The 11,948-nt window shown below is 75.7% G+C and carries 8 protein-coding genes and 1 pseudogene; 6 read left to right on the top strand and 3 right to left on the bottom strand.

Annotation, left to right across the window (positions count from 1 at the left end; genetic code table 11):
• Window positions 1–118 precede the first annotated feature (118 nt).
• Window positions 119–3,070: a bifunctional [glutamine synthetase] adenylyltransferase/[glutamine synthetase]-adenylyl-L-tyrosine phosphorylase gene (locus D7294_RS05820; protein WP_120676152.1), complete on the bottom strand. Its 2,952-nt coding sequence runs from the start codon at window positions 3,068–3,070 to the stop codon at window positions 119–121.
• A gap of 590 nt (window positions 3,071–3,660) precedes the next feature.
• Between D7294_RS05820 and D7294_RS05815 the strand changes: the two genes are divergently transcribed.
• Window positions 3,661–3,993, top strand: coding sequence for a hypothetical protein (locus D7294_RS05815; RefSeq protein WP_120676150.1), 333 nt, complete (start codon window positions 3,661–3,663; stop codon window positions 3,991–3,993).
• Window positions 3,994–4,057: 64 nt separating this feature from the next.
• Here the strand turns inward: D7294_RS05815 and D7294_RS05810 are convergent, their stop codons facing one another.
• Complete coding sequence (locus D7294_RS05810; RefSeq protein WP_120676148.1) at window positions 4,058–5,419, bottom strand: glutamine synthetase family protein; 1,362 nt, start codon at window positions 5,417–5,419, stop codon at window positions 4,058–4,060.
• Window positions 5,420–5,842: 423 nt separating this feature from the next.
• Between D7294_RS05810 and D7294_RS05805 the strand changes: the two genes are divergently transcribed.
• The 5 genes and pseudogenes from D7294_RS05805 (at window position 5,843) to D7294_RS05785 (ending at window position 10,824) form a co-directional block, all read left to right on the top strand.
• Window positions 5,843–7,393, top strand: coding sequence for an ATP-binding protein (locus D7294_RS05805; protein ID WP_120676146.1), 1,551 nt, complete (start codon window positions 5,843–5,845; stop codon window positions 7,391–7,393).
• A gap of 126 nt (window positions 7,394–7,519) precedes the next feature.
• Window positions 7,520–7,993: a roadblock/LC7 domain-containing protein gene (locus D7294_RS05800; protein ID WP_241562124.1), complete on the top strand. Its 474-nt coding sequence runs from the start codon at window positions 7,520–7,522 to the stop codon at window positions 7,991–7,993.
• Window positions 7,990–8,382, top strand: a complete 393-nt coding sequence (locus tag D7294_RS05795; protein ID WP_120676142.1) for a DUF742 domain-containing protein — start codon at window positions 7,990–7,992, stop codon at window positions 8,380–8,382. The genes D7294_RS05800 and D7294_RS05795 overlap by 4 nt, the downstream gene beginning before the upstream one ends.
• A pseudogene (locus tag D7294_RS05790) lies at window positions 8,363–8,983 on the top strand (GTP-binding protein); the annotation flags it as partial. The gene D7294_RS05795 and the pseudogene D7294_RS05790, both read left to right, overlap by 20 nt.
• 413 nt (window positions 8,984–9,396) lie before the next feature.
• Window positions 9,397–10,824 carry a cytochrome P450 gene (locus D7294_RS05785; RefSeq protein ID WP_422070661.1) on the top strand — a complete coding sequence of 476 codons (1,428 nt, stop codon included), beginning with the start codon at window positions 9,397–9,399 and terminating at the stop codon, window positions 10,822–10,824.
• Here D7294_RS05785 and D7294_RS05780 read toward each other — a convergent pair.
• Complete coding sequence (locus D7294_RS05780; RefSeq protein WP_120676136.1) at window positions 10,797–11,768, bottom strand: terpene synthase family protein; 972 nt, start codon at window positions 11,766–11,768, stop codon at window positions 10,797–10,799. The genes D7294_RS05785 and D7294_RS05780 overlap by 28 nt on opposite strands.
• Window positions 11,769–11,948: the final 180 nt, after the last annotated feature.

Here is an 11,948-nt window from a genome sequence, read left to right as displayed (position 1 = left end):
ATGTCCAAGCCGTGCTCGCGCTCGCCCGCCGACGGGTCAACGTCCTGTGGGCCCTCCTGCGTGACGGACGGTGCTACGAGCCCATACCGCCCGTCACGGCCGCCGCTTGACATCTCCATTAGGAATCGTAGAAGAGGCGTTCGACCGCGGCTCTGGCGTGGCGGGTGGTGCGCCGGTAGTCGTCGAGCATCCGGCTCGCGCCGCCCGGCTCGTAGCCCAGGTGCCGCGCCACCTCGGCCAGTTCGCGGCCGTCGGCGGGGAAGCTGTCCTGCGGGCGGCCGCGCACCAGCAGCACCGCGTTGCGCACCCGGGTGGCCAGCACCCATGCCTCGTCCAGCACCTCGGCGTCCGCCGCGGACAGCAGCCCGGCCTCGCGGGCCGCCGCCAGGGCCCGCCGGGTGCGGGTGGTGCGCAGGGCGGGCACGGAGGCGGCGTGCCGCAGCTGCAGCAGCTGCACCGTCCACTCGACGTCGGAGAGCCCGCCGCGGCCGAGCTTGGTGTGGGTGGTGGGATCGGCGCCGCGGGGCAGCCGCTCGCTCTCCATCCTGGCCTTCAGCCGCCTGATCTCGCGCACCGCGTCCTCGCCGAGTCCCTCGGCCGGGTAGCGCAGCGGGTCGATCAGCGCGGTGAACCCGGCGCCGAGTTCGGCGTCGCCCGCCACCGGGTCGGCCCGCAGCAGCGCCTGGCTCTCCCACACCAGCGACCAGCGCCGGTAGTAGGCGGCGTAGCTGCTCAGGGAGCGGACCAGCGGGCCGTTCCTGCCCTCGGGCCGCAGCTGGGTGTCCACCGGCAGCGGGGGGTCGACGCTCGGCAGCTGGAGCAGCCTGATCATTTCGTTGGCGATCGCGAACGCCGCCTCGTTCGCGCGGCGTTCCGGCACGCCGGGCAGCGCCTCGTGCACGAAGACCACGTCGGCGTCCGAGCCGTAGTTCTGCTCGCGCCCGCCGAAGCGGCCCATCGCGATGACGGCGAGCCTGACCTCGGGCTCCCCCGCGCTCTTGGCCGCGACGGCGGCGTCCAGGGCCGCGGTGAGGGTGGCGGCGTTGATGTCGGTGAGCGCCTCCCCCACCTGGTCCACGTCGTAGGCGCCAACGATGTCGGCGGCGGCGGTGCGGAACAGCTCCCGGCGGCGCACCCCCCTGGCGGCGGCCACCGCCGCCTCCGGGGAGCCGGCCCGCCCGACGGCGGCCAGCACCTCCTGGGTGAGCGCGGCCCTGCCGCGCGGCAGCAGGCCCTCCCGGTCGCCGAGCAGGGCCACCGCCTCGGGGGCGCGCAGCAGCAGGTCGGGGGCGAAGCGGCCGGCGGACAGCACCCGGGCGAGGTTCTCGGCCGCGGCGCCCTGGTCGCGCAGCAGCCGCAGGTACCAGGGGCTCTTGCCGAGCGCGTCGGAGACCTTGCGGAAGCCCAGCAGCCCGGCGTCCGGGTCGGCCGAGTCGGCGAACCGGTCGAGCAGCACCGGCAGCAGGGTGCGCTGGATGGCCGCCTTGCGGCTGACGCCCGAGGCCAGCGCGGACAGGTGGCGCAGCGCGGCGGCCGGGTCGGCATAGCCGAGGGCCACCAGGCGCTCCTTGGCCGCGTTCTGGCCCAGCCTGACCTCGGCCCCGGCGTCGAGGCGGGCGACGGCGTCGAGCAGCGGCCGGTAGAACAGCTTCTCGTGCAGCCGCCGCACCGCCGCGGCGTGCCTGCGCCAGGTGGTGAGCAGCTCGTGGACGGGCTCGCCGGCGAAGCCGAGGGAGCGGCCGAGGCGGCGCAGCTCGCTCTCCTCGGTGGGCATCAGGTGGGTGCGGCGCAGCCGGTGCAGCTGGATGCGGTGTTCGACGGTGCGCAGGAAGCGGTAGGAGGCGTCGAGGGACTTGGCGTCCTCGCGGCCGACGTAGCCGCCCTCGGCCAGGGCCGCCAGCGCGTCCAGCGTGGTGGCGCGCCGCAGCTCGGGGTCGGTGCGGCCGTGCACCAGCTGGAGGAGCTGGACGGCGAACTCGACGTCGCGCAGCCCGCCGGGGCCGAGTTTCAGCTCCCGCTCCAGCTGGGCTGCGGGGACGGAGAGTTCGACGCGGCGGCGCATCTGCTGGACGTCGGGCACGAAGTTCTCCCGCTCGACCGCCCGCCACACCAGGGGGGCGACGGCCTCGCAGTAGGCGTTGCCGAGGTCCTCGTCCCCGGCCACCGGGCGGGCCTTGAGCAGCGCCTGGAACTCCCAGGTCTTCGCCCAGCGCCGGTAGTAGGCGAGGTGGCTGCCGAGGGTGCGCACGAGGGGGCCGTTGCGGCCCTCGGGACGCAGGTTGGCGTCGACGGGCCAGATGGTGCCCTCGGCGGTGGTGGCCGAGCAGATCCGCATCAGGTGGGCGGCGAGACGCGTCGCGGCCTGCAGGGCCTTGCCCTCCGCGACGCCCTCGGCCGGCTCGGCGACGAAGATGACGTCGACGTCGGAGACGTAGTTCAGCTCACGGCCGCCGCACTTGCCCATGCCGATCACGGCCAGCCGGCAGGCGGCGGCGTCCTCGGGGGCCGCCTGGGAGGCCAGGCGCAGGGCCGCGCGGAGGGTGGCGCCGGCCAGGTCGGCGAGTTCGGCGGCGGTCTGCGCGAAGTCCGAGGTGCCGGTGAGGTCGCGGGCGGCGATGGTCAGCAGGGCCTGGTGGTACCGCACCCGCAGCGCGTCCGGGTCGGCGGCGGGCGCGAGGGCCGCCTCGAACTCCTCGGTCGCCGGGTGGAGATCGGCGGTCTCGAAGGCGGCGAGCGCCCGCCAGCCCGCGGGGTGGCGGGCGAGGTGGTCGCCCAGCCCCTCGGAGGCGCCGAGCACCGCGAACAGCCGGTCGCGCAGCGGCTTGGCGGCGAGGAGCGTGTCGAGCAGGACGGCGCGCTCCGGCTCCGCGACCGCCTCGGCGAGCCGGACCAGGGACCGCAGCGCCTGGTCGGGGTCGGCCGTGGCGCCGAGCGCGTCGAGCAGCACGCCCGAGCCCTGGACCGGCCGCAGGGCCGGGGAGTCCAGCAGCGCCCCGGCCGCCGAGGGGTCGCCGAAGCCCCGCCGCAGCAACTGACCGAACCGGCTGTCCCGCCGTCCACCAACCGGCACGCGCGCCGTCCTCCTTCCGCTTCCCCGCCGGCCGGCCCCGCGCCCGCCCGCGCTTGTGCGTCCTCGTTCCTGCCCCGCCGGCCGCCGCCCGGCCGCCCGGTCACCGCCCGGCGCGCGGCGCGGCGGCCGGGGTACCGCGCGGCTGCCGTCCCGGCCACCGCGCGGGGGCGGGGGGTCCGGGGGCGGGGCCGCCCGGCGGGTCCGTGCGCCCTGCCCGCGCGCGGGCACGGCCGGGCCCGTCACCGGTCATCCTCGCACGGCCCGCGGGGAACCGGTTCGGCCCGGCCGCGCCACCGCGGGTTCCCGGCGGCCTCCCCCACCCCCGGGACGCCGGGGGAAGCAGGGCCTCGGCCGCGCCCGGGCGCGCGGCAGGTCCGGCAGCCGCCCGCGCACCGGCGGCGGGGGCGCGGGCGGGGCGCGGGCCGGGGCGAGCGGGCGAGCGGGCGGACGGGCGGGGGATTCTTCACCCGAACGGCTCTTGCGCGAGGCGCCCTCGTGGCTGCGCGTTCCGCGCCGTGCTCGGCTGGGAGGACAGGCCCCGTTGACCCGCTCGGCGCGGGCACGACCGTCGAGGACACGCAGGAGGACCCATGCGCAGGACCATCACGGCCGCGGTGATCGCCACGGTGCTGGCCTTCGCCCCCGCCGGCACCGCACTCGCGGAGGCGGTGCCCGAGGGCTTCGCGCCGGCTGCCTCCGTGGTGGCGGCCCAGGACGCCCCCGCGGGCGAACTCCCGCAGGCGCAGGACGACAACGACAACGACGACGACGGCGGTGGCGGCAACGGCGGGTGGTTCGGCCTCCTCGGGCTGATCGGGCTGCTGGGGCTGCTCGGCCTGATGCGCAAGCGCCGGCATCAGGAGCACCGCCCCCACGGCGACGCCGACCGGCCGGACCGGCCGGACCGGCCCGGCAACCCGTGACGGCGCCCGCCCGCCCCGCGCCGCCGGCAGGCGCCCGCGCGGCGCCGCCGGCGCCGGCGGGCGTTCACAGCACCGGCAGATTCTTCCGCAGCTCGAAGGGGGTGACCTCGGAGCGGTACTCCTCCCACTCCTGCCGCTTGTTGCGCAGGAAGAAGTCGTAGACGTGCTCGCCCAGGGTCTCGGCGACCAGCTCGCTGCGCTGCATCAGCTGGATGGCCTCGCCCAGGTTCTGCGGCAGCGGCTCGATGCCGAGCGCGCTGCGCTCGCGGTCGGTCAGCGCCCACACGTCGTCCTCGGCGCCCGGCGGCAGCTCGTAGCCCTCCTCGACGCCCTTGAGCCCGGCGGCGAGCAACACGGCATAGGCGAGGTAGGGGTTGGCGCCCGAGTCGAGCGAGCGCACCTCGATGCGGGTGGAACCGGTCTTGCCCGGCTTGTACATCGGCACCCGGATCAGCGCGGAGCGGTTGTTGTGCCCCCAGCAGATGTACGAGGGCGCCTCGCCGCCGGCGCCCGCGGTGCGCTGGGCGCCGCCCCAGATGCGCTTGTAGGAGTTGACCCACTGGTTGGTGACGGCCGAGATCTCGCCGGCGTGCCGCAGCAGTCCGGCGATGAAGGAGCGGCCCACCTTGGAGAGCTGGTACTCGGCGCCGGTCTCGTGGAAGGCGTTGCGGTCGCCCTCGAAGAGCGACAGGTGGGTGTGCATGGCGGAGCCGGGGTATTCGGAGAACGGCTTGGGCATGAACGTGGCCTGCACGCCCTGCTCCAGCGCGACCTGCTTCATGACCAGCCGGAAGGTCATGATGTTGTCGGCCGTGGACAGCGCGTCGGCGTAGCGCAGGTCGATCTCCTGCTGGCCCGGCGCGCCCTCGTGGTGGGAGAACTCCACCGAGATCCCCATGGACTCCAGCATGGTGATGGCCTGCCGCCTGAAGTCCATGCCGACGTGCTGGGGGGTGTGGTCGAAGTAGCCGGAGGAGTCGGCCGGGGTGGGGCGGGAGCCGTCCACCGGCTTCTCGTTGAGCAGGTAGAACTCGATCTCCGGGTGGGTGTAGTACGTGAAGCCCAGGTCGGAGCTCTTGGCCAGGGCGCGCTTGAGGACGAAGCGCGGGTCGGCGTACGAGGGGGAGCCGTCGGGCATGAGGATGTCGCAGAACATCCGCGCCGTGCCGGGCGACTCCGCGCGCCAGGGCAGGATCTGGAAGGTGCTCGGCACGGGCTTGGCGATCATGTCGGACTCGTAGACGCGGGCGAAGCCCTCGATCGCCGAGCCGTCGAAGCCGATGCCCTCGTCAAATGCCTGCTCCAGCTCGGCGGGCGCGACGGCGACGGACTTCAGGAAGCCGAGCACGTCGGTGAACCACAGCCGCACGAAACGGATGTCGCGCTCCTCCAGCGTGCGGAGGACGAACTCCTGCTGCTTCTCCATGTCCACCCATCCTCGCCGGTCAAGACGGTTCCTGCGGCCCTTCGGCCCTGCCGTGGCGGTGTCGTGTCGCCCACGCGTCCCGCGCGGGGGCGCCGGGTCCCCGAGCATCCCATCACAGGATTTCCGCGGGGTTGCGCACGCGCGACGCCACGCGCCACGCGCCCGACCCCATTATGAAGCTTTGGCCTAAGCCGCACGCCCCGGATTCCACCTGGACGCCCCGCCGAAACCCCAGGTCAACCGGGGGTTTCCGGCGGCGCCGCGGCCCGCGGGCATCTCCGGCCCGGCCCGAACGGGGGACGTTCCCGCAACTGCCTGCGGCACACGCTCCTGGCGCTCTACTCTCCCAGCCACGTAGCGAGTTGTGGCCGTCACGGCCAGTCGCGAACCCCAGTGAGGACGCCCATGGTGCATGCCGGTACTTTGCAGCGATCCCGAGGCCAGGACCCCGCCGCGGGCCGCTGGCTGCTGCCCCCCGGGCTCGTGACGCTCGGCGGGCTGGCGGCCGTGTTCCTGGTGCCGCGGGAGGCCAGGGCCGCCGTGCTGTGGTGCGCGGCCCTCGCCGCGCTCTCGGTCGCCGCGGTCTCCGGCGAGACGATCCGCCGCGGGCGCCGCATCGCGCGCCTGGAGGAACGCCTCGAACGCCAGCTCGCCGACACCGAGCTGGTCGCCTACGAGCAGCTCCCGGTGGCCCTGGAGAAGCTGAAGCAGGGCCGCCTGGAAGAGGACGTGATGCCGCCGGCCGACCCGGAATCCTCTTCCGACCCGCGGCTGGCGAAGGCGCACCGTTCGATGCTGTACGCCATCCTCGACGTGCTGCGGGAGAAGGAGTACCAGCGGGACTCGGCCAAGCGCGCCATCGTCAACATCGCCTGCCGCATCCAGTCCGAGATCCACCGGCTGCAGGACGACATCGTGAAGATGGAGTTCCGGCACGACACCCCCGACGTGCTCAGCGACCTGATGCACCTGGAGCACGGCATCAACGTGACCGGCAGGTTCGCCACCGCGCTCGCCGTGGTCGGCGGCGGCGCCCCGGTGCGCAGGTGGGAACGGCCGATCACGCTGTACGACGTGATGCGCGCGGGCAGCGGCCCGATCACCGAGTACCTGCGGGTGCAGCAGCACCGGGTGATCGACGTGGCCATCGCCGGGCAGGCGGCCGAGTCGGTGATCATGCTCTTCGCGGAGCTGCTGGACAACGCCACCCGCTACTCCCCGCCCGGCAGTTCGGTGGTGATGAACACCGAGGAGGTCGCCCTCGGCATCGAGGTCTCCATCGAGGACAAGGGCACGGGCCTGACCGACGAGTCGCGCCGCCGCGCCGAGTTCCTGCTCCAGCAGGGCGTGGACGGCCTCGACCTGGAGGACCTCGGCGAGACGGCGCGGATCGGCCTGCGCGTGGCGGGCATCCTGGCCAGCCACTGGGGCATCAGGATCTCGCTGCGCCCCTCGACCTGCGGGGGCGTGCGCGCCGTCGTCTTCCTGCCCAACGAGCTGATCGTGCACGTGCCCCCGCCGCCCTACAAGCTGCCGCCGCTGCGCCCCACGCCGAACTGGCCGCGGCGGCCGGTGGGCCCGGAGGGCGAGGCCGGCGGGGACCGTGGGGACGAGAGCGCCGAGGGCCGGGCGTACGAGCGCACCGCGGGCGGCCTGCCGCAGCGCAGGCGGCGGCGCGGCACCGGGGCCGCGCCCGCCGAGGGGCCCCTCCCCACCAGGCCCGCCCACGAGGAGCCGCGCTCGGGACACGGCGAGCTGGCCCCGCCCGGCATGTGGGTGGACGCCTTCTTCGCCGGGCTGCGCGGCGACCGCGCCGAGGCCGAGGACGGCGAGTACCCCGCGTACCCGGGGCACCAGGGGACGCGTCCCGGGCGCGGCGCCCGCCCCGGGCCCGCGGGCTTCGCCGGCCGCGGCGAGTACGGCGAGCCCGCCGGCGGCCCCGAGCCGGAGGACGACGGCGAGGACGCCGGCTGAGGCGGGCGGGCCGCCGGGGCGCGGGAGGCCGCGCGGGCGGCGGGCGGCCGGGGCGGCCGGGCCGGGAACGAGCGGGACAAGCGGGCACCACAGGCGACGACGGAATCCAAAAAGGGTGAGAAGCACGTGACACAGCGTCGGTTCAAGGACATGGACTGGATGCTCCGGGACCTGGCCGCGACGGTCCCCGGCATCAGGCACATCGTGGTGCTGTCCGCAGACGGGCTGTGCATGGCCCAGTACGGCGCCGAACGGGACTGCGGGGACCGGCTGGCCGCCGCCGCATCCGGCATCAAGAGCCTGGCCCAGTCGATCGCCAGGGAGCTGCCCGGGGAGCCGCCGCGCGACCTGGCCGGCGAGTTGCCGCGCGAGTTGCGCAAGTCCCCGCCGGGGGAGGACCCGGGGGTCCGCATGGTCCTGCTGGAGCTGAACGGCGGGCACTTCTACCTGATGGCCGCGGGCGACCGCTCCTACCTGGCGGTGACCGCCGCCTCCGAGATCGACCCCGGGCTGATCAGCCAGCGCATGCGCGACCTGGTGCTGCGCATCGGCGAGCACCTCTCCAGCGCCCCCAGGACCCCGGAGCAGGCCGCGCCATGAGGCCCGTCCAGGAAACGCGAAGCCGAAAGCGGGACGGCGGCAAGCCCGTTCCGCTCTACGTCGTGACCGGCGGGCGCAGCCAGGCGCCGGAATCCGGGGAGTGGCCGGTGCTCGACCTGGTCACGCTCGTGGTCGCCACCGCCGCGCCCCAGCCGGGCATGCCGCCGGAACAGGCCGACCTGCTGCGCTCCTGCCGGCGCCCGCTCTCGGTCGCCGAGCTCTCGGCCCACCTCGCCCTGCCGTTCAGCGCGGTCGTCGTGCTGCTGACCGACCTGCACCAAAACGCCAGGGTCGAGCTGCGGCAGACCCGTCCCCCCAGGGGCGGGGCCGTTGCCGACCCCGACGTCGAGACCCTGAAGGCGTTGATCGATGGACTACAGCGACTGTGAGCCAGGGCCCGCGCGCACCCAGGGGCCCGGGCACGGCCCGCGCGCGGAGGACCTGCTGCCGAGTTCGGCCGAGCGCGCGGTGAAGGTGGTGGTCGTCGGCGGCTTCGGGGTCGGCAAGACGACGCTGGTCGGCGCCGTCAGCGAGATCAGGCCGCTGACCACCGAGGAGACGATGACCCAGGCCGGCGAGCGGGTGGACGACCTCGCCGGCGTCGAGGGCAAGGCGCAGACCACCGTGGCCATGGACTTCGGCCGGATCACCCTCAACGAGCGGCTGGTGCTCTACCTCTTCGGCACGCCGGGGCAGCAGCGCTTCTGGTTCCTGTGGAACGGCGTGCTCGAAGGGGCCCTCGGCGCCGTCGTGCTGGTGGACACCCGGCGCCTGGAGGACTGCTTCCTGGCCGTGGACCGCCTGGAGGACCTCGGCCTGCCCTTCGTGGTGGCCGTGAACAACTTCCCCGACGCCCCGCTGTACCCGGCGGGCGAGCTGCGGGCCGCCCTCGACCTGCCGCCGGCCGTCCCCGTGGTGGACTGCGACGCGCGCGACGCCGGGTCGAGCCGGGCGGTCCTGCTGACGCTGCTGCGCCACCTCTACGCGCTGGCCGCGCCCCCCGCGGGCGCCGCGCCCCGGCCGGGCCCACCGGCCCGCGCCACCGCCGCCCCCGCCGTGCCCCCACCGGGCCCGGCGGACCCCGCCACGCCGCAGGCGCCCTGGGCGCCCCTCGCCGGCTACGCCCTTTCCGCACCGGCAACCCCGGACCCCACGGAGGCACCGTGACCGCACTCCCCTCAGAGCCCACCCGCGCCGGCGGCCCCTCGCCGGCCCCCCAGGCGTTCCCGGCTTCCCCGGCGCCCCAGGCGCCCGGGGCCCCTCAGGCGTCCCCGGGCGCCCAGGCGTCTTCGGCCCCCGGCGCGTGTGCCCCCGTGCTGCTGCCCCCGCCCGGCTGCCCCGCCCACCAGGGCGGCGGCGAGGAGGTGCGGCGCCTGTACGGGCCCGCGGCCTCGGCCGACCCGATGGGCCTGTACGAGCGGCTGCGCACCGACCACGGCCCGGTGGCGCCGGTGCTCCTGGAGGGCGACGTGCCCGCCTGGCTCGTGCTCGGCTACCACGAGGTGCTCGACGTCACCCGCAACCCGCGCCGGTTCAGCCGCGACGGCCGCAACTGGGGCGAGTGGCTCGCCGGGCGGGTCAGCGCCTCCTCGCCCATCGCCCCGGTGCTGCTGTGGGGCCCGGACTGCACCCACGAGGACGGGGAGGTCCACGAGCGGCTGCGGGCCGCGCTCAACGAGAGCCTCGACCGCTTCGACCGGCGCGGCCTGCGCCGCCACGTGCAGCGGCAGGCGCACGCGCTGATCGACCGCTTCGCCGCCGACGGGCGGGCCGAGGTGCTCGCCCAGTACGCCCAGCAGCTGCCGATGCTGGCGCTGACCACGGTGCTCGGGCTGCCGGAGGAGGAGCGCCTGCGCCTGGTGGAGGCGAGCCGCCAGCTGCTGATCGGCACGGAGAAGGCGGTGACCAGCGACCGGTACATCCAGTCCACGCTGCGGGAGCTCGTCGCCCGCAAGCACGCGGACCCCGGCCACGACCTGGCGTCCTGGCTGGTCGCCCACCCGGCCGAGCTCAGCGACGAGGAGGTGGTGCACCACCTGCGGCTGGTGCTGATCGCCGGAAACGAGACCACCACCAACCTCATCGTCAACACCCTGCGGGTGGTGCTCACCCACCCCCGCTTCCGGGGCTCGCTGCACGGCGGGCGGATGACGCTGCCCGCCGCGGTGGAGCAGGTGCTGTGGGACGAGCCGCCGATCTCCGTGTGCCCGGGCGGGTTCGCCACCCACGACCTGGAGCTGGGCGGGCAGCACATCGCCAAGGGGGACGTGCTGCTGCTCGGCCTCGCGGCGGCGAACGTGGACCCGGCCGTGCGGCCCTCGCCCGGCGCCCCCATGTACGGCAACCGCTCCCACCTGGCGTTCACCAGCGGCCCGCACGAGTGCCCTGGGCAGGACATCGGCCGGGCGATCACGGTCACCGGGATCGAGGTGCTGCTGGCCAGGCTGCCCGACATCCGGCTGACCGTGGAGGCGGACGAGCTGACCTGGAGCGCCTCCACCTGGTCGCGGCACCTGGACGCGCTGCCGGTGGAGTTCACCCCGCGCCCGCCGGCGCCGCCCGCCCCGGCAGCGTCCCGGGCGGCGCCGGGGCCGGCGTCCGGGGCGGCGTCCGGGGCGGGCGCCGAACCGGCGCCCGGGGCCGCGGCCGGGCCGGCGCCGAGGGCGGCGTCCGGGACCGCGGCCGCCCGCCGCGGGGGCGGGGCGCGGGAGGCGGAGGCCGGGCGGCCCGCGCCGCGGCACACCGCGGGCCCGCGCTGGCGGCGGGCGCTGGACCGGCTGCTGCGGCGGGGCCGCGGCGCGGCTCAGGCCGAGCGGGAGCGTTCCGCGTAGCGGGCCGTGGCCACGCCCCAGCGCTGGTTGGCGGTCATCCAGGTGCCGAGTCCTGCCAGGTAACGGGCCAGGTCCGTGCGCCCGCGCGCGTCCAGCCGCCACTCGGCGTGCCTGGCGGGCAGGGCGGCGGTCAGCGAGACGAAGAGCCGCACCCGGCTCCTGATCTCCGCCGCCACCTGCCGCAGCGCCTCGGCCCGGTCGCAGCCGAGGGCGCGCTGGCGGATCAGCACCAGGTTGTGCGGGTCGCCCTGCGCCTCCTCGCGCTCCACCGAGTGCACGTCGTTGCACAGGAAGACGACGTCGCCCGCGCAGCGGGTGAGGGCCTGCACCTCGCGGCTGCAGTAGGCGCGCGGCGGCACCTCGAAGTGCCCGGCCCGCTCGATGAGGTCGAAGCAGGGGGCGGTGCCCACGGCCTGCCTGCGCAGCGCCACGTAGGAGTCCTCGTCGAGGGTGACGCCCTGGCTGCGGTTGTGGGTCTCCTGGACGTAGGAGCGGAAGAAGCGGGCGTAGTTGGCGGCGGCCCTGGCCCGCCAGGCCGCGGACATGCCCGCGGCGCTGCGCCGCCAGACGTCGGTGTAGGCGCGGGTGAGCGGGGTGTCGAGCCGGGGCCTTGCGCCCGGCTCCCGGTAGGGGATGGCGGCGAGTTCCGCGCTCAGCAGCGCGGCGTGCCGCGGCTGGCGGCCGAGCGGCCCGTCGAACTCGTCGTCGAGGGGGAAACCGAGGCAGACGGCGTCGGTGACCAGGTCGAGGTCCTCTCCCGCGGCGTCCGGGTAGGCGTAGGCGACCAGGTCCGTGAGCCGCGAGTCGCGGTAGCGGAGCAGGGCCTCGGCGCCCTCGACCAGGCCGAGGCGCGCGACCCAGTCCAGGTGGCGTTCGCGGGCGCGGTCCGCCTCGGGGTTGGTGCCGGCGGGGAAGGGCAGGTGGAAGCTGAGGTTTTGCGGCATGCCCGGCGTTCCCTTCTCTGCGTGTCTCATGAGGCTCTCGTGGGGTGAGCGGCGCGAGGGGGAGGGGAAGACCGCTGGGACGACGGCTGAAGGCCCGGCCGCGGTCCCGCGCCCGGCACGCGGGCCGGCCGGCGCGCGGCACGGCCGGCGGGCGGACGGCGGCGCGGCACAGGGCGGACA

This window comes from Streptomyces hoynatensis (genome assembly GCF_003626535.1).
In the GTDB taxonomy this organism is placed as follows: domain Bacteria; phylum Actinomycetota; class Actinomycetes; order Streptomycetales; family Streptomycetaceae; genus Streptomyces; species Streptomyces hoynatensis.
The sequence above is the reverse complement of the archived record's forward strand: the minus strand, read 5'-3'. Positions and strand labels throughout refer to the sequence as shown.